At 57.1% G+C, this 17,558-nt stretch carries 18 protein-coding genes; 5 read left to right on the forward strand and 13 right to left on the reverse strand.

Annotated features, from left to right (window positions below; genetic code table 11):
* Nucleotides 1-26 precede the first annotated feature (26 nt).
* From ELQ88_RS16430 to ELQ88_RS16470, 9 genes are all read right to left on the reverse strand, one after another.
* A complete protein-coding gene (locus tag ELQ88_RS16430; protein WP_138966343.1) occupies nucleotides 27-2,510 on the reverse strand; it encodes an arsenate reductase (azurin) large subunit in 2,484 nt (827 codons plus the stop codon).
* 14 nt (nucleotides 2,511-2,524) lie between these two features.
* The gene (locus ELQ88_RS16435) at nucleotides 2,525-3,043 is read right to left on the reverse strand and encodes an arsenate reductase (azurin) small subunit (RefSeq protein ID WP_138966345.1); all 519 of its coding nucleotides are present in this window, start codon (nucleotides 3,041-3,043) and stop codon (nucleotides 2,525-2,527) included.
* A 246-nt stretch (nucleotides 3,044-3,289) separates the two neighbouring features.
* Nucleotides 3,290-3,532, reverse strand: a complete 243-nt coding sequence (locus tag ELQ88_RS16440; protein ID WP_128873460.1) for a thioredoxin family protein — start codon at nucleotides 3,530-3,532, stop codon at nucleotides 3,290-3,292.
* A gap of 22 nt (nucleotides 3,533-3,554) precedes the next feature.
* On the reverse strand, nucleotides 3,555-4,997 hold the full coding sequence (locus ELQ88_RS16445; protein WP_138966347.1) for a permease: 1,443 nt from the start codon (nucleotides 4,995-4,997) through the stop codon (nucleotides 3,555-3,557).
* Nucleotides 4,998-5,087: 90 nt separating this feature from the next.
* A complete protein-coding gene (locus ELQ88_RS16450; protein WP_047229595.1) occupies nucleotides 5,088-5,276 on the reverse strand; it encodes a DUF2892 domain-containing protein in 189 nt (62 codons plus the stop codon).
* A gap of 14 nt (nucleotides 5,277-5,290) precedes the next feature.
* The gene (locus tag ELQ88_RS16455) at nucleotides 5,291-5,710 is read right to left on the reverse strand and encodes a DUF6691 family protein (protein ID WP_138966349.1); all 420 of its coding nucleotides are present in this window, start codon (nucleotides 5,708-5,710) and stop codon (nucleotides 5,291-5,293) included.
* A 2-nt stretch (nucleotides 5,711-5,712) separates the two neighbouring features.
* On the reverse strand, nucleotides 5,713-6,147 hold the full coding sequence (locus tag ELQ88_RS16460) for a YeeE/YedE family protein (protein WP_128873457.1): 435 nt from the start codon (nucleotides 6,145-6,147) through the stop codon (nucleotides 5,713-5,715).
* Nucleotides 6,144-6,392, reverse strand: a complete 249-nt coding sequence (locus tag ELQ88_RS34325) for a hypothetical protein (RefSeq protein ID WP_178084697.1) — start codon at nucleotides 6,390-6,392, stop codon at nucleotides 6,144-6,146. Before ELQ88_RS34325 ends, ELQ88_RS16460 begins: the two co-directional genes overlap by 4 nt.
* 48 nt (nucleotides 6,393-6,440) lie before the next feature.
* The gene (locus ELQ88_RS16470; RefSeq protein ID WP_138966351.1) at nucleotides 6,441-7,361 is read right to left on the reverse strand and encodes a universal stress protein; all 921 of its coding nucleotides are present in this window, start codon (nucleotides 7,359-7,361) and stop codon (nucleotides 6,441-6,443) included.
* Between the two features lie 395 nt (nucleotides 7,362-7,756).
* On the opposite strand from ELQ88_RS16470, the gene ELQ88_RS16475 reads away from it, so the two are divergent.
* Nucleotides 7,757-8,995 (forward strand): DUF4010 domain-containing protein, encoded by a 1,239-nt coding sequence (locus tag ELQ88_RS16475; RefSeq protein ID WP_138966353.1) that lies wholly within the window; start codon nucleotides 7,757-7,759, stop codon nucleotides 8,993-8,995.
* Between the two features lie 162 nt (nucleotides 8,996-9,157).
* Here the strand turns inward: ELQ88_RS16475 and ELQ88_RS16480 are convergent, their stop codons facing one another.
* A complete protein-coding gene (locus tag ELQ88_RS16480; RefSeq protein WP_128873454.1) occupies nucleotides 9,158-9,721 on the reverse strand; it encodes a GNAT family N-acetyltransferase in 564 nt (187 codons plus the stop codon).
* A 224-nt stretch (nucleotides 9,722-9,945) separates the two neighbouring features.
* On the opposite strand from ELQ88_RS16480, the gene ELQ88_RS16485 reads away from it, so the two are divergent.
* Nucleotides 9,946-10,857: a universal stress protein gene (locus ELQ88_RS16485; protein ID WP_138966355.1), complete on the forward strand. Its 912-nt coding sequence runs from the start codon at nucleotides 9,946-9,948 to the stop codon at nucleotides 10,855-10,857.
* 148 nt (nucleotides 10,858-11,005) lie between these two features.
* On the opposite strand, the gene ELQ88_RS16490 is transcribed toward ELQ88_RS16485, so the two are convergent.
* A complete protein-coding gene (locus tag ELQ88_RS16490; protein ID WP_138966357.1) occupies nucleotides 11,006-11,431 on the reverse strand; it encodes a potassium channel family protein in 426 nt (141 codons plus the stop codon).
* Nucleotides 11,432-11,802: 371 nt separating this feature from the next.
* Between ELQ88_RS16490 and ELQ88_RS16495 the strand changes: the two genes are divergently transcribed.
* From ELQ88_RS16495 to ELQ88_RS16505, 3 genes are all read left to right on the forward strand, one after another.
* Nucleotides 11,803-12,708 carry a universal stress protein gene (locus ELQ88_RS16495; RefSeq protein ID WP_138966359.1) on the forward strand — a complete coding sequence of 302 codons (906 nt, stop codon included), beginning with the start codon at nucleotides 11,803-11,805 and terminating at the stop codon, nucleotides 12,706-12,708.
* 112 nt (nucleotides 12,709-12,820) lie between these two features.
* Nucleotides 12,821-14,209, forward strand: coding sequence for an MBL fold metallo-hydrolase (locus tag ELQ88_RS16500; RefSeq protein WP_138966361.1), 1,389 nt, complete (start codon nucleotides 12,821-12,823; stop codon nucleotides 14,207-14,209).
* A 34-nt stretch (nucleotides 14,210-14,243) separates the two neighbouring features.
* Nucleotides 14,244-14,819: a hypothetical protein gene (locus ELQ88_RS16505; protein WP_228761619.1), complete on the forward strand. Its 576-nt coding sequence runs from the start codon at nucleotides 14,244-14,246 to the stop codon at nucleotides 14,817-14,819.
* Nucleotides 14,820-14,902: 83 nt separating this feature from the next.
* Here the strand turns inward: ELQ88_RS16505 and ELQ88_RS16510 are convergent, their stop codons facing one another.
* Nucleotides 14,903-16,114, reverse strand: coding sequence for an acetate/propionate family kinase (locus ELQ88_RS16510; RefSeq protein WP_138966363.1), 1,212 nt, complete (start codon nucleotides 16,112-16,114; stop codon nucleotides 14,903-14,905).
* The gene (locus ELQ88_RS16515) at nucleotides 16,111-17,538 is read right to left on the reverse strand and encodes a bifunctional enoyl-CoA hydratase/phosphate acetyltransferase (protein ID WP_128873450.1); all 1,428 of its coding nucleotides are present in this window, start codon (nucleotides 17,536-17,538) and stop codon (nucleotides 16,111-16,113) included. Before ELQ88_RS16515 ends, ELQ88_RS16510 begins: the two co-directional genes overlap by 4 nt.
* Nucleotides 17,539-17,558 lie beyond the last annotated feature (20 nt).

Here is a 17,558-nt window from a genome sequence, read left to right on the forward strand (position 1 = left end):
GCCACGCCAGTACAAGACCACTGTTCTTACGTACTAAACCTGCGCGTCTTGAAGCTGATCCTCTCTTTAAACTCCTCCACCTTCCCGATACGACGGATACTCGCCCATGTTCCTTTGTAATAGGGCACCACGTTGCGATCGGTCCATGGGGTAGTTAAATCACCCATCACACCGTTGAAGTGACCGAACTGCATGAAGGTTTGATTTCGTTTGATGTCGGGCTCCAGATAGGCCAACGCATAGGACGAACCGTAATCGTTGAACACCTCGACCACGTCTCCAGATTCAATCGACAGCGCTTGTGCATCGTCTGGGTTGATTTCCAGATAAGCCATCGGCACACGCCGCTGAACAAAATCGTTGTATTGGTCGTGGTAGAGCGTTTGCCACACTTCATTGATGCGCCCATTGTTGACCCAGAACGGGTGTTTCTCCTTCTGTTCCGCCACCGGTTTCGGCAGCCCGGGCCATGTTGCTGGCTTGAACTCTGCTTTTCCGTCCGGGGTGTCGAACTTGTAATCGGTGTAGAGCATCTCGGTACCGATCAACTTACCGTCTCGATATTCCTTGGTGGGTAACTGGACACCATTGTTGCCCATGGCTTTCAGCCGTTCGTAGGTGACGAGATTGCCCGTGGTTCCGCCCTGACTGTCGATTGGGCCGGCACCGGGTTGGCCGGCCATACGGAAGCCGTCATTGAAGGCGTCCTCCTCGCTACTCCAGTCGAACCCTGCAAAACGCGCCGCCATGTCCTGTTTTCCTTCGTCCGTATACATCCGCCGAAGGGTGTTAGCGATAGCCGCTGCAATTAGGCAATCGGCTTTCGCCGAACCGGGGGGATCCATGAATTTTTGTGAAAGGCGCATCCGGCGCTCGCCATTCATCGAGGTGAGGTTCATTTCGCCTGGATGGGTCGCCGGAAGCATCACATGGGCGGCCTCTGCCAGCTTGGTAGGGTAGAGGTTGATGTTGGCGAAAAAGAGGCCTCCTTTGTTTTTCACCGCGTCGTAGATTACGTCCACCATCTGCGCGGTTGTACCGCCGCGAACATTGGCCATGGCCTCCCTGACAATACTGGTGCGTTTCAGAATGACCGCACGATGTTGCTCGGCATTGAGAGTGGTCTGGAAGGGATTGGCCCCCCATGCCGTGTACATCATGCCCTTGCCGTTGATGATCTCCTGATCCACATAGATCTTGGTATTGCCTGGATAAGGGGGGCGTGTGTAACCCTCTTGGTGCCCACCCATCCGCACCACGCCCGTACCTCGTCGTCCGACGTTGTGAGTGGCCAGCACCAAGTCGACCAATGCCGACTGGATGAGGTAGTTGTCATTGCCCCAGATGATTCCTTTTTCGTAGGCGTGCATGGTGTGGGGACGGTGGCCAGAGGTTTTCGGCTTGTAAGCCCATTCGGCTGCTTGCTTGAGCTTGTCCACCGATATCCCGGTAACGCGACTGGTTTCCTCAAGCGACATTCGATTGGCTTGAAGTGCCTGCTCAAACGCTTTGGTATGGGCCGCGATAAATTCCTGGTCATGCCATTTTTGGTCGACCACGTAGGTCAGCAGACCATTGAACAGAGCGATATCCGTCCCCGGTTCGATATCCAGGTGAAGCACGTTATCTTTACCTGCTACTTGCTCCGCTATAGCGATGGTCGGCGTCCTGCGAGGGTCGACAAAAATTACCTTGGCTGGAGCAACGGTTTCTCCAGGAAAACGCTGCTTACGTTTGTCGACTGTCTGCCCCTGGAAGTTGGGAAGCCAATGCGCCAGGAAGTAGTTGGTTTGGGTTTCGTATGAGTTGCAACCAATAGCAACAATGACGTCAGCCAACTCCGCGTCTTCGTAGCTGTTGTTGAGTTCGCCAATGCCCATCTCGCGGGTAGCGTGGCACTCGGAGTTATAGGCAGGGCGGTTATGGATTCGCACCAATGGGGTTTGCAGTGCGGTAAACATCAGCTTGCCGGTGCCCCAGGTATTCTCAAATCCGCCTCCGGCGCCTCCATGATCGAAGCAATCAAAGGCGAGCGGGGCAGGCCCGTCATTATCAAGAATCTTCTTGGTCACCCCGGCGTAGAGCGCCACAGCATCATCCCAGCTGGTGTCTACCCACTGATCAGCCACATAAATGCGTGGGCTGCGCAAGCGCTCCCTGCCTACCCCGTCGGGGCTATACATGACCTTGGCCAGTTGTCCGCCTCGTGTGGACGACAGCCCTTTATTAACGTCGCACTGTTTATCCGGCACGATCATGATGTTGTAGCGCTTGCCGTCCTTGTCGGTGATCGTGTTCTGCATTGCCGGTGTCATGGTGACAGCCAGGGGGGGTAACTGTTTGCGGAAGTCGAGTTCGAGCGCATTCTCATCAGGAGCCCGTCCACCTTCCTGATTTTCCGGCCATTTGTACACGTGATAGCCACAACCCACGATGCAGAAGTGGCATGTCAGGTTGGTCTTCTGGGCATCTGTCGGAGGCAGTGCCACACGATCTTTGTTGGTTGCCATTTTTAATCTCCTTATCACAGGAGGTTGGACTGACGTCCGTAGATCAACCCTTCAACGGCCACTGCACGTACCGAATCGTCATTGGGGTTGTACTCAAGCACTATGGTCGGCAGGTTCTCAGTGGCCTGCCCGGAAACCATTTGGCCAATATTCTCAGGGTCGAATATGCTGAAATGGCAGGGACATTTGAACACCTTTTGCCCTGGGTCATAGGCAACCGGACAGCCCATGTGCGTGCATAGTGTGCTGTAGGCGACGATGTCGCGCTCCGGGCCGACGCCCCCCGGCACGGGAGCGCCCATCTTGATCAATGCGCAAGGTGAAGCCGCGTCGGGATAGGAAAACAGGACCGGCGTGTTGACCTGCAATTTCTGAGCTTTGGTGAGCGCCGTCATTTGGTAGGGGAGATTGACTCGTCCCTCTGCCGTTGGCTTTGGTGTCGCGGCTTGCGTGAGTTCGGGCAGACCTATCGCCACGCTTGCAGCAACCCCGCCTCCTGCTTTCAGGAAGAGTCTTCTGGATATCGATGCCATTTCTGCCTCCACATTACGCTTGCGATGCAGTCGGCCCCCACCTCTGTCGTAAGCGGACGTTACTTCAACCCAGTGAGCATAGTAGACAGCCCGGTTCTTCGGCCGTAATGGCCTGAACAACGGGGGTATCGTTTCTGATTTTGTCGACATTTCCGACTGGCGGATTGCTAAACAGGCCGCTAACCAAAGCCGTCACCCACACAGTGGAAGTGTCGAGGTCGTTGGGCTGTTTTGGCTTTGGCAATATCATTGCGCAGTCGAAATCCAGCCCTGAATATCCGCAACAGTCGGAATCTTCCCGCTGCTTACAACCTTCTCGTTGATCACCAGAGCCGGCGTGGCGAGGATGTCATAAGTCACCATCTTGCCCATGTCGGTGATCTTTTCGAATTCGGCCTGGATATTTAGATTCTGCGTGGCTTGACGGGCTACGGCCTCCAGTTTTTTGCAGTTGGCGCACCCTGAACCGAGTATTTTGATGTTCAGCATTGGAAGCTCCTTGGTGTGTAAGTCAGCTTGCTGTTTGTTTACGTTGATAACGGATCAACTGGTAAATTGCACCGGTTATGGACAGCGAGGCCGCCATTCCTGCACCAAGGGTAAGCCAGCCGGTGCCATCGACCCAGGCACCATAGAGCAGGCCTGCCACGATGCTGAACGAAGCGACTAACCCAACATAGGCAGCGGTCTTCTTCCGACCAATCACAGCCGCCACCATGAGCATGCTCTGCAAGCTAAGTTCAGGATCCGCCATCAGGTAGGCCAAGAGCGGGCCAGGATGCATACCTAGATCAAGGAACATGCGGGCGACGGGCACTTCGACCAAGGTTGGGAAGTACATGAACACGCCGAACCCTACTGCTATGGCATTGGCGGGCAATGAGTTGCTGCCTGCAAGGCTTTCAATCCACTCGGGTTGAATAACCTGGCGAACCATACCGACGATGAATACACCCACCACCAGCACAACAAATATCTGCTTGACGAAGCGCCAGGCTTCCCATAGCCAGCCTTGCCAGTCTTCGGCTGGCAGTTTTCGGGCAAAGTACCAAACAGACAGTATGGTCAATGCGACCCCGAATAAACGACCCGTGAAGGTGAAGGCTAATGTGCCAGGTTCTGGCGTCAGGCGCATCGAGGCGATCAGCAAAGTACTAGCGGTCAGACCCAGCGCAACCCATGTCCAGCCATTGGCACCTTCGGTGATGTTATCCAGACCACGCTTGGCCGTGGCGGCAATCATCAGGAGCAGGATGATGAGTACAGACCCTTGGAAGCTCACGCCTTCTTCCCCTTTGCTGACGTCATATGGAACCCAGTCAAACAGGGTGTCCTGCCACGCTTGGGCCCAGAAAAGCGGGACTTTGATACTGATCAGGTCTGCAGTCAGGGGCCACAGTTTCAAGGTGCCCGCAATCAGCAAGGCCAGCAAAGATAGAAGTACACCCAGTGCGGGCCCGGAAACGCTGGCCTTCTCTGCGAACAGGGCATCCGCCTGTGCGTCGTGGGTCAGGTCGTCTTTCCAGAATAAGGTAGCCATCAGCAAGCCAATACCGATGCCAAAGACCAGGCAGAGGATCAAACGGGCGATTGCAAACTCCGCTCCCAGAATGCTGCCGGTATAGGCGAGTGCCATGATATTTCCTGCCGGAGCAAAAAACAGAAAGGTGATCGCCGGGCCGATACCCGCGCCCTTGCGGTAGACGCCCGCGAATAAAGGAACAATCGTGCATGAGCAGACGGCAATCAGTGATCCCGCCAGTGCCGCCGCCGGGAAGGAAACGTAGACAGGTGCATGTCGACCTAGCCAGTGAGTGATGCTGGCTTTAGGAATCAGTGCTGCCATGGCCCCGGCAACGAAAAACGCTGGCAACAGGCAAAGCAGGACGTGGGCCGCCAAGTAGGAAGCCAGACTGCCAGCTCCACCATTGATTAGCTTAAGTACGAGGTCCATGGCGACCCTTGGAATATTGTCATTAGAGGTTAGGTTTGCTAAACCGCCACGGGCACCTTCAGGCACCCGCTAGTGTGCAACGGTTGTCGCTCAGCAACGGTTACAGGTTTTGATGCCTAGCAACGTATAGACAGGGCAGAAACGGAAAATGCCAGTGGCCAGCGGCACTAGACCGATCCAACCCCACACGCCGATCACACCGGACAGACTGAGGCCAATGAGAAGCAGACCGGCGACAATGCGCAGGCTCCGGTCGATGGTTCCAATGTTTGCTTTCATGTCAATCATCCCGATCAATGGTTGCGCCGGGTCTCCAGCGCCTTAAACAACAACATGCCGGCCAGCATGGCCAACATGAATACGATCACTTGCCAGCGTCCTGTCAGCAGAATGGCCACTGCGGGGCCAGGACAGATGCCCGCTATTCCCCAGCCGATGCCGAACAACAGGCTCCCGCCAATCAAGCGCGGGTCCAACTCCCGTTTGATCGGTAGCTGCATTGGCCTTCCCAACAGCGAACTGGACTGTTGGCGCGCCCAGGTTAAAGGGCCAACGGCTATGCCTATGGCCCCGATCATGACCAACGCCAGGGAAGGGTCCCAAGCACCGGTTAAATCCAGGAAAGCGAGTACTTTGCTCGGGTTGGCCATACCTGCCAGAAGCAGACCCAAGCCGAACAGCAAGCCTGCAATGAATGCACTCAGTTTGATCATGTTCACCCCCCCAATAGATGACGCAAGACAAACACCGTGGCGAAACCACTGAACATGAAACACGCCGTGGCGACCATCGATCGCGGCGAAAGGCGTGATAGGCCGCACACGCCATGTCCACTTGTGCAACCTGAGCCGTAACGGGTGCCAATGCCCACCAATAAGCCGGCGGCAGTAAGTCCGAGCCAGCCACTCTGGAACTCAATCAGGGGCAGGGTGGCAAACAGTCCCCATAACAGCGGTGCGATGAGCAGGCCCAGAAGAAACAGCGCTTTCTCAAGTGCTCCCTCGCTCCGGCGCTGTAAAAGACTGCCAATCAGACCGCTGATGCCTGCGATACGCCCGTTGGCGACGACGAATAGACTGGCCGCCAGGCCAATCAATGCGCCGCCTGCAAGGGATGACCAGGGAGTGAAGTTGAGCCAGTCGACATTCATGATGCTTCTGCGAAGCGAAATTGTTGATACAGCGTTTGAGTTACCACCTTTGTTGCGGGGCTGCTGATGCGATAGAAAAGCTGCTTTCCATCGCAGCGGGTGTCGATCAGTCCTTCGCTACGAAAAGCCAATCGTTCCATGCCGCGGTGACCAGGTATTGGTAGTCGGTCGTTCGGGACGATGCCATTCTCATGTTTAGCCGCCGCTCGAATCGGATGGCTAACTTTAGTCAGTTGAGTGTCCATTCCTCATCCTCCCGTCACCTGTTTTATTGTTACGCGCTTCATCGATCGTCAGATTTTTTCTGGGGAAACTACCCACACGCTGCAGGGCAACTTGTACAGCAGATGTTCCACCGTGCTGCCAATCAACCGCTCCATGCCGCGGTGTCCAACACGTCCCATGACAATCACATCGATGTCATAGGCCCCGGCGTAGCTGGAAAGCACTTTGGCCGGATTGCCCATGATCATGTGCTGGCGCTCTGGCGGAATACCGTTGCGCTCAGAAAGGTCGCGAAACGCATCAGCCTGCGCGTCGAACAGTGTTTTGGCTTTTCCCGAGGAGAAAAACGCCGAGCCATTACTGAAACCGAATTCGTCCGCAGTGATGCTGGAGAGGTCATGGGCGTAGATCACGTCCAGTTCTGCATTACAGGTGCTCGCCAGTTTGGAGGCCTCACGCAAAATTCTGTCGTTGAAGCCTTTGTATTGGTCATCAGAATGAAACGGGTCGACTGCGGCGACGATCTTGCGCGGCAAGACATTGTGCAAATGACTGACAAAATGCAGGGGCACCGGACATTCGCGCAGCAGGTGGATATCCAGTGGCGTATACATCAGGCGTGACAGCAACGATTCGTGTTCCAGGGCCTTGATCAATACGTCCATCGGCTGTTCTTTGAGATGAATCAGGATCTCCTGCAACGGCCTCTCTACCCAGACGACTTCAGTGGTGACATGCACACCGATCTTACGCAAGGGGCGGGCCTGGTCTTCGAGCCACTGGCGATGACGCTCGACATAGCCCAGTCGCATCTGCTCCAGCGCCTGTTCGTTGACCATTGCGGCAGTCGCCAGCCCTTCAAGATAATCGAACGCCACGATGTGCAGGGCAGCACCCGAAGCTTTGGCCAACGTGGCGGCACGGTCGAAGGCGGGGCTGTTTTCCATCAGCGGCGAGACGACCAGCATGAAACGTGATTGATCAGTCATGACAAATCTCCGGTAGGTGATCGTGCAATCGCTCGCGCCACTGACTGCGGCGTTATTGGGCAGTTAAGCCTTGCCCTAAGTCTGCCGCTGTTCAGGGCATCGGGTTTGATCTTTGTCAAAGGGAGGAGAAAGGATGGTGTTGCCCGACGCGCGGTTGTCCGTGCATCGTCCAGTGACGCAATTGTTGACCATTATCAATCTTTCGTCTGGCTCCCCGGAGCAGTCTTTGGACTTGTGCAGAACTTTGGCTTACATAAGTAAAGGAGGCATCGGCATGGCAACCATGAGAGCGGCGGTTTTCGGTGAAAAGAACCGGATCGTCCTGGAGGACAAACCCGTCCCTGAAGTCGGACCGCTGGCCGGTGCGGGGCGCAGTTCAAGCAGATGACGATCCCATGAACGGAGCCATTGGGCTGACAGGTGCAGCCGCGGCGCTGGGGATTGGCATGCTCATCGGTCTTGAACGCGAACGGCACATGGGTCAGGGTGAGAGCCGCGCATGTGCCGGTTTGCGGACGTTCGCCATTACGGCGTTGCTGGGTTATGGGGCGATGCAGGTCGGTGGCGGGTTGCTGGTGGGCATCGTGGCCATCGCTCTGGGATTGCTCGTCACCGTGGCTTATTGGCGAAGCCTGAGCGATGACCCCGGGGTGACCAGCGAAGTCGCATTGTTGACGGTGTTGGTGCTGGGGGCGTTGTGTGCCACAAACCCCGAGTTGGCGATTGCTGTCGGCGTGGTGATGGCAGGGCTGCTGGCCTATCGGGAGAAGCTTCACCACTTTGCCCGCAGTCAATTGACTGATGCGGAATTAGGCGACGGCCTCATCCTCCTGACGGCTGCGCTGGTCGTGTTGCCCTTGGCGCCGGACCGCTTTATTGGCCCCTACGCTGCCATCAATCTGCGCACCATTTGCAGCCTGACGGTATTGCTGATGGCGGTGGGCGCCATTGGGCATATTGCCGTCCGTACCCTGGGAACCCGTTACGGATATGCCATTAGCGCCATTGCCTCCGGGTTCGCTTCCAGCACAGTGACGATCGCAGCCATGGGCCATCTCGTCGCCCGGCAGCCCGACAATATCAAGGTCTTGAGCGCGGCTGCGATCCTGTCCAATATGGCTACCGTTACGCAGGTTGGCCTGATCCTGGGGGCGGTCGACCCCGGTTTGCTGCGCCATATGTGGGGGCCTTTGATGTCAGGAGCCGCCGCCACTGCGTTGTATGGCTTGTGTTTGATGTTTCCCAAGACTGCAACCGGTGCCAACCAGCCGATCAAGGTTGGCGGTGCGTTCAACCTCAAGCTGGCGCTGATCGTCACACTGATGATGACCGGCATCACCTTTGTTTCGTCTGTGATGCTCGGCCACTTCGGCCAGGTGGGGGTGATGCTGACGGCCACGTTCAGCGGTTTTGCCGATGCGCACGCCTCTACGGCGTCGATTGCCACGCTGGCCCAATCCGGCCATTTACCCTTCGATGCCATTGTCGGGCCTGTGCTGATTGCGGTCAGCAGCAACTCCGTCAGCAAATGCGTGGTGGCATGGGTCAGCGGCGGGCGACGCTTCGCCGCTTACGTGATCCCGGGCCAGGTGTTGTTGACCCTGGCGTTGTGGGCGGGGATGGTGCTGTTCTGAAGGATGTCGTGCGCGCAACTGATAAAAATCAAGTGGGCGGAACCTCCTGCATCGGGTGCCGTGCAGTGTGCTGGCGATAAAGCCGGGAAGACTGCTGCAACCCTGAGGGCTTGACCGCCCCGCGATGGGGGGCTGTTGGCCGGAACATCGCGGGGCGACGTTCTACAGGTTAAGACGATGGATGACCTGATGGCTGTCGTCTGGATCATTGTGCGTCTCGAATCCTAGCGCCTTGGCCAGGTCGCGCATGGGGGCATTGCTGGACGAGTCCACTGAATACATTTGGTGAAAGCCGTTTTTGCGGGCTGCCTTGATCAGATGCTCCATCAGTAATGTGCCCAAACCCAGGTGCGTCCATTCATCGGCGACCGTTACGGCACATTCACACTCTTGCTCGCGGGTGGCCGCGTATCGGCTGACGCCGATCTCGATGAGTTGCCCGTTGTCATGGACCAGGGCGATATAGGCCACGCGTTGCCGGTTATCAGTGTCCATCAATTGCTTGAGCATGCTGTCGCTGGGCTCGTTGATCTGCGCCAGAAAGCGCATGTGCCGCGACTCGGGGGACAGGCGCTTGATAAACGTGTATTCACGCTCGCGATCTTTTTCCGCCAGCGGCCGGATCAGCACATGGCGGCCGTCTTTGAGTGCTTCAATCCAGTATTGTCCGGTGACTGCGGCGTAAGCGGCAGCGGCCCGATCATTGTGGTCTTTGACGTTGAGCATGGGGGGATCCTCCATCCGGGTTTGAAAGTTCGACGCGTGGCGACAAACCCCGCGGTTGATTCCTTTCTACACTGCTGTCGATGCTTGAATCTGATCTGGATCAGACAGCGGTGCCGCCGGCATTGATTTGCTGGTGCTTGATGTAAATCAAACTGCACGAAGTGATGAAGCGCAGCCTTGAACCATGCCGGCAGTAAATAACCGGAATCGAATGGAGGTGTGTGATGGAGCAATATCAACGTTTTCTGCTGATCGCTGACCCAACCCTGCATCAGTCTCCTGCCCAGTTGCGTGCCGTCGCATTGGCCAAGGCAGCCGGGGCCGTACTGGATGTGCGGGCCTTTGTCGAACCGGTGCCGATGGTTCATTTATGGCAAGAACAAGTCGACGATGCAGAGCAGCAGCGCTATTTGCATCGCTACCGCCGCTGGGAGGCCGAAGAGTTCGATCGGCTCAGCGACCTGGGGCTGGAGGTAACGGTCAAAGCCGTCTTCACCACCCATCCGCTGCTGGACATTTTGAAGACGGTCGAAGATTTGAAGCCCGACCTGTTGATCAAGGATGCAACCCTTGAACCTGTACTCAAGCGGGTGTTCATTACCCCGCTTGACTGTCACTTGTTGCGTGAATGCCCGATCCCTGTACATCTGGTCAACCAAGCCCCTTACAGCTTGCCGCACCGAATCGTGGCGGCAGTGGACCCGTTCGATCCGGCAACACAAATCAGCGGTTTGAACGACACCATCATCCAGACCGCCAATGCCCTGGCGCTGCAATGCGACGCGCCATTACACCTACTGTACGCCTATGATTTATCGCCTGCCTTCAACAGCGATGCACCTCTGGCCGGGGGCGGTTGGGGTGTGGATTTCAGCGAGGAGCTGCGTCAATCCTTGCACCAGGCGTTTATTACACTGGCTGAGCGTTACGGGGTGCCTGCGGAGCGACGGCATTTCGTCATGGGATTACCAGTGCCGGTGATCAGCGAGTTCGTCGAGCAATACCTGGCCGATGTAGTGGTGATGGGCACCGTGCATCGGGTGGGGATCGACCGGCTGCTCGGCAGCAATACGGAACGGGCGCTGTACTCTGTGCCGGGCAGCATTCTGGCGGTCAAGTCACGTGTCAGGGCATGAGTACTATCGTGCCGTTGAACTGACCGGCCGCAATCTGTTCCTGTATCAGGTGCCCTGCAGCGTCCTGGCGGTTTGAATCAAGTCTGTACCAGGCTTGACGGCGGACCGTCAGTTCGACAGTTGAGTCTGATACGAGTCAGAAAAGGGATTATTTGCGCTTCCAGTACTTCTGCATTTCCAGAAACAGGAAGGATGCTGTCCATGTAATGAGCACTAGCCCGGTAAGGGCTTCTAGACCGGTCAAGTATTTCAGGTTGCCCACAGGTGAAATATCGCCGAAGCCGATCGTCGTGTACGTTGTAAAGGAAAAGTAGACGCAGTCCATCAGCGAACCGTCGAAGTTGCCCGTCAGGCCGCCCCATTCCCCGGAGTGCACCATCAGGTAATAAACCAGCGCGAAGCACCAGACCTCTATCGCATGTGCGAAAAGGGCGCCAAATACCCCAGCCACGATTCTGAAGCGACTCCACAGCTTGAGCCGGGGTAGCCAATCATTCAGGCGTAACAGGCATTCATAGTGGATCACTACGGTGATGATGACCACCAGCGTATTGATCAGCGTGACTGCCAGCATGGCAAATCTCCAGCGAAAAGGGAGGCAGCGGATCAGTGTATTTCTACGCCAAGAAGCCGGAAAATCGTTGAGCTGAATCAACAAGGGTCTTACTAAACCGAACGTCAGTCGTTCCATTCACGATAGCTGCTGATTAGTTGATAAAAGTCAGATCCCCCACGGCGTAACACCCAATAATCAAGCTACGGTTTTTCCAGTCGCACCCAGTCTGGCGGGACGATTATAAAGACGCACTTGTCCTTTGCATTGCCGGATATTTTGCTGGTTGCGGACATGAGCACGATCGCAGTCAGCAAGTCGACGTAACAAGCGTTTGACTCAAGGCCCCTGACGGGGAGTTGGGCTTGGTAGGTTTCAGGGCGAGGTATGTGATGCTCAAGCTCAAACGCATTTTATTGATAGCCCCCAGCGAAATGACCCTGACCCCGGCGTTTGCGCGTGCACATGCCTTGGCTTGTGCAACCGGTGCCTTATTGCACATTGTCGCGTTCGATTATGTTCAGGTTCTGGCAATAGCCGGTCTGCTGGACCACGATGCGATGTCCCAGGCCCGAGAAGGTTATTTGCAGGTGCACCGTCATTGGCTGGAGCAGCAGGCGCGTTTTTACCGATGTGGCGGCATGCAGGTGACCACCGAAGTGGTCTGGGCCAAGTCGAGCCTGAACAACCTGCTTGAGTACGTGAATGACTTTCTTCCGGACCTGGTCATCAAGGATACCCATTACGTGCCGGCACTTGACCGTGCCTTTCACCGGCCTCTGGACTGGCGACTGCTGCGCGAGTGTCCGACTCACCTGCACCTGGTGACCAGTGCCAAAAATCCAAAACCAATGACAATTCTTGCGGCGATCGATCTGTCCCATCTGGAAGAGCTGACGCACGGTTTAAATGACCGAATACTCGATCTGGCCTCGACTCTGGCGACCAGCTGCGGTGCCGCGCTGCACTTACTTAATGTCTGTCGTTGGTCACAGATAAGCGAGGCGCCGATGAGTGTGCCGACAGGCAGTCTTGATGACAGTTTGAGAGACGCCATTGAAGATGCTCAGCAAGAGGCTTTCGATGTGCTTGCTGAACGCTATTGCATCAAAAATACACGCCGGCACTCACTGACGGGCATCCCCCACAAGGTCATCGGGCTTTTCGCTCAACAAAATGCCTTCGACATCGTTGTGCTGGGCACGATTTATCACCATGGGCCTGACCGGTTTATCGGCGATACCGCTGAGGGCGTGTTAAACCGGGCACCGTGCAGTTTGGTGATCGTCAAGCCATAGCCTTGCCCGATTGAACGAGTCGCCGTCGAACCTGAAGTTGATAAAAATCAACTGCCCTCGAGCCAAAAGGAGCGATCAATAGTGCTCCTCTGAATGCTCAAGGAAAATGGCCATGCGAATCACATTTCTAGGTGCCGCGGGCACGGTTACGGGCAGCAAGTACTTGCTGGAACATCGCAACCAACATGTACTGATCGATTGCGGACTGTTCCAGGGCTACAAGCAACTGCGACTGCACAATCGGGACCCGTTCCAGCTTCCGGTCAGCGAACTCGATGCCATTGTCCTGACCCATGCCCATCTCGACCACAGCGGATACTTGCCCGTATTGGTGCGCAATGGTTATCGCGGCCCGGTGTACGCCACGCCCGCCACCTGTGAGTTGGTGAAAATCCTGCTGTTGGACAGTGGCCGCTTGCAAGAAGAAGAGGCTGAGTTCGCCAATCGGCACGGCTTCTCAAAGCACAGCCCGGCGTTGCCGCTTTACACTGAACAAGATGCCGAGCGAGCACTGAAACTGTTGCGGCCGGTGGAGTTGCACCACAAGGTGCAAATCGCCGCGGACATGACCATCCTGCTTCGTGGCGCCGGGCATATTCTGGGTGCCGCTACGGTGCAGGTGAATGCCGACGGTCTGGCCCTGGTGTTTTCAGGGGATTTGGGGCGGCCGGACGATCCTTTGATGTTCGCTCCAGAACTCGTCGAGCAGGCGGATTACCTGTTGGTGGAGTCGACCTATGGTGATCGTCAACATCCGAGCGAGGCGCCACAGGCGCAATTGGCCGAGGTCATCACCCGCACGGCGCTGCGCCGAGGGATTACCCTCGTGCCATCCTTCGCGGTTGGGCGCGCTCAACTGCTGATGTATCACCTGTATCAGTTGAAGCGCAAACGGGCAATTCCCGATATTCCAATCTACCTCAACAGCCCCATGGCCACCGATGTCACGCTTTTGTACCAGCGTTTTCGCAGCGAGCACAGATTATCGCTGGAGGAGTGCGAAGGCATGTGCCATGTGGCGCAATTCGTACGCACCGTCGATGACTCGAGAGAACTTGATCAGCAACGCACCCCAGCGGTGATCATAGCTGCCAGCGGCATGGCGACAGGAGGGCGAGTGGTCCATCACCTCAAGGCACTGGCTCCCAATCCAATTAACACGCTGCTTATGCCTGGCTTCCAGGCCGGTGGCACCCGTGGCGCGCAAATTGTTGCGGGAGCGCCTTCAGTGCGTATCCATGGCAAAGACGTGCCGATCCGCGCCCAGGTGGTACCGATGCATACACTGTCCGCACACGCCGACGCCGATGAAATCATGCAGTGGCTGCGCGGGTTCAAGCAGCCGCCAAAACATACATTTGTCGTCCACGGGGAGCCTAACGCGTCGGATGTGCTGCGCCGACGCATCAGCCAGGAGTTGGGGTGGTCGGTTTCGGTGCCGGAGTATCGCGATAGCGTTGAACTTTCCAGCATTGATCTCACGGCAAGCTCATCCAGGTAACAAAAAAAGCCACCGCCGTTTGAGGCATGGTTCCTTGCAGGTCAAGAAGGCGGACCCAGTTGCATCTGGGTTGATCCAGATCAAACGGCATTTTTCGGTCGGCTCCATTGTTTTGATAAAGATGGCGAGAGATCCAGTCATGATAAACAACAAGCTTTTCGGCGGGTATCACGCGGTTCAGGACTGGAGCAGAGTTGCGGTGCACAGGTACCTGCACTGGACGGGCACAGGTTCCTGGAGGCGGGAGGCGACCATCCTGCTGTCGGTCTTGGTGGCGCTGATGGCCGGATATATCACGGTGTTTCACTCCGCCTCTCACGCGGTGCAGGACTTGGTAGACACGTGCACAGCGCGTTTAGAGATCGAGCTTGAGAATGCCGATACAGATCCCCTCACAAAAGCCCTGGCTCGGCCTTTGTGTGAATGTGTGGCACATTCCTTCCTCGACAAAAACGGTATTGTGCGTCTGGCCATGGTCAACATGCGCGTGCTTGATTCGATGGCTCTTGAGCCCGTGACGGAAAAGGACGAGGAGGCCTGCATCAGCGCCCTGTGGCTGCCCAATGTCGAACTGGCCAAGCGCCTGACCCTTGAAGGAGGGGGGCGCTAGCACTTGCCCGCGATCTGTTCCAACGCATTCTTGGGTGCCATAGGGGTCATGGCTTCAGGCTTTTTAGGCAGCGAGATGCCCAGTTACTGTTGCAGGTTGGCTGGCTCGGTCAGGCGGAGGGCATCGAGCGCCGTGACCCATTCTTCGTTGGTGGGCTCGACCACCACCTTGACTCGGCTGGCCGGGGTCGAGATCACTGAAGCATTGGCCTGGTTCGCCGTTTCGTTCAGTTCGACGCCCAGATACTGCAGGCCAGCGCACATACGAGCGCGAATCGTCGCGTTGTGTTCGCCAATACCTGCGGTGAACACCAGCATGTCCAGACCACCCAGTGCCGCGACAAGGGCACCGGCTTCGTGGATGAAGCGGCGCAGGTACAACGCAAGGGCCATGGCCGCGCGAGGCTCAGTGGTTTCGACTTTGAGCAATTGGCGCGGGTCGCTGGAAATGCCGGAAACTCCCAGCAGGCCAGACTCGTGATACAGAATATGGCTGACCCGCTCGAGGCTCAGCTTCCAGATTTCCATCAGGAAAATCACTGCGCCAGGGTCCAGCGACCCGCAGCGGGAACCCATCATCAAACCGTCCAGCGCTGAGAAACCCATGGTGGTGGCGACGCTTTTCAAGTCCCGCATACCGCACAGGCTGGCACCGCTGCCCAGGTGCGCCACCAGCGTCCGGCCGCGCGCCTGATCGCCATAGCGCTCGGCCAGCGCAATGGATTGGTAGCAATAGGAAAGCCCGTGAAACCCGTAACGACGCAAGCCGCTTTCCCAGGCCGACCAAGGCAGCGGCAGGATTTTCTCCACGTCTGGAAGGGTCTGGTGGAAGGCGGTATCGAAACACACCACTTGTGGCAGGTCGGGGCGGGTTTGCAGCAGCGTTTCGATGGCCTCCAACGCGAAGGGCTGATGCAGAGGGGCTAGCGGGATGTAGCTTTTAAGGTCGGCCAGCACCTGCGTGTCGATCAATACCGGTTTTGAGTATTTAATCCCTCCATGCACGACGCGATGGGCGATGGCCCTGATCGAACGGCCGACCAGTTGAGTTCGCAGCCGCTCACGAATGTACGCAAGGGCATCGTGATAAGGATGCTTTTCATCGAGGGTCAGTGGCTGATCGTCGCCGCCGTTTTCGCTGACCACCGGGTTTGGCCCCGTGATGCCGTCGACCTTTGCGCGCCACAGTGGTGTGCGAGCCAAAGGGCTGCAGGTGGCGTCGAACAGGGCGAACTTGATGCTCGACGACCCCGCATTGAGGACCAGAATCACTTCTCCGTTATCTGTGTCGTTCATGGCGGGGTTACCCGATAGTGATGGGCGACCAGCGCGGCGATGGCACAGGACGCGATGCGCGATTCGACGGAGTCGGCGCGGCTGGTCAGGACAATCGGCACTTTGGCGCCGAGCACGATACCCGCGCTGGCGGCACCGCCCAGGTATTCCAGTTGCTTGACGAGCATATTGCCGCTTTCCAGATCAGGCACTACGAGAATGTCGGCTTTACCGGAAACAGCAGAGTGAATGCCCTTGATACGCGCCGCCGCCTGGGAGATGGCGTTGTCGAACGCCAGCGGCCCGTCAAGGACCGCGCCAGTGATCTGGCCGCGATCAGCCATCTTGCACAGCGCTGCGGCATCAAGGGTGGCGGGCATGTTGGCATTCACCGTTTCCACGGCAGCGAGGATCGCCACATGGGGATTACTGACGCCGAGGATATGCGCCAGATCGATGGCGTTACGCACGATGTCCATTTTGTCGACCAGGGCCGGCGCGATGTTGATCGCTGCATCGGTGATGATGAAGGGGCGCGGATAAAAAGGCGTCTGCATCACGAAACAGTGGGTGATCCGCCGCTTGGTACGCAATAGGGCCGCCGACGGCACCACGGCGGACATCAACTCGTCGGTGTGCAGGCTGCCTTTCATCAAGGCTTCGACTTGACCGTCACGGGCCATTTGCGCACCACGCAGGGCGGCAGCGTGGCTGTGGGGCACGTCTTCGATGGTGAGACCGCAAAGGTCGTGGCCGCCCTTGGCCGCCAACGCTTCGAGTTTGGCTCTTGGGCCAATCAGGATCGGGTCGATCAACCCTGCATTGCGGGCATCAAGGACCGCCTTGATACTCACGTCGTCGCAAGGATGTACCACCGCAACGCGGATCGGCTCCAGCGTCTGGCAGGCTTGCAACAAACGATTCAGACCGTCGGCGCTGTGGCGCAGTTCTATGCCCGGCAGGCTGGCTCGACGCACATCGATATGCTCGCCGGCCGCGTGGACCAGGGATTCACCTTCCAGCACTACCACGCCTTCCTGATTGATGCCGGTACAGGCCAGTGTGAGCAGATATCGCGCTACGTCGCGAGCAGTAACCGTCACCGAGACCGTCAGTGTGTCACCGATGCGTACCGGGGCAAGGAACTTGAGGGTTTGCCCCAAGGGCACCGAACCGGGGCCTGGCAACCGCGTACCAATCAGCGCCGAAATCAACGCGCCCCCCCACATGCCATGGGCGAAAACAGTGTTGAAGTGGGTGGTGGCGGCAAATTCCGGATCGACGTACAGCGGGTTCACATCGCCGGAAACCAGTGCGAACAGCTGAATGTCTTGAGCTGTCAGGGTGCGCTCCAGAGAGGCCGACTCGCCGATGATGATTTCCTCGAACGATCGATTATGTATTCGCTCCAGATCGTCGGCGTTTACAGGAACAGAACGGGTCATGGGTTTGATCCTGAGTAGGA

The sequence above is a fragment of the Pseudomonas sp. MPC6 genome (genome assembly GCF_006094435.1).
Classification (GTDB): Bacteria; Pseudomonadota; Gammaproteobacteria; order Pseudomonadales; family Pseudomonadaceae; genus Aquipseudomonas.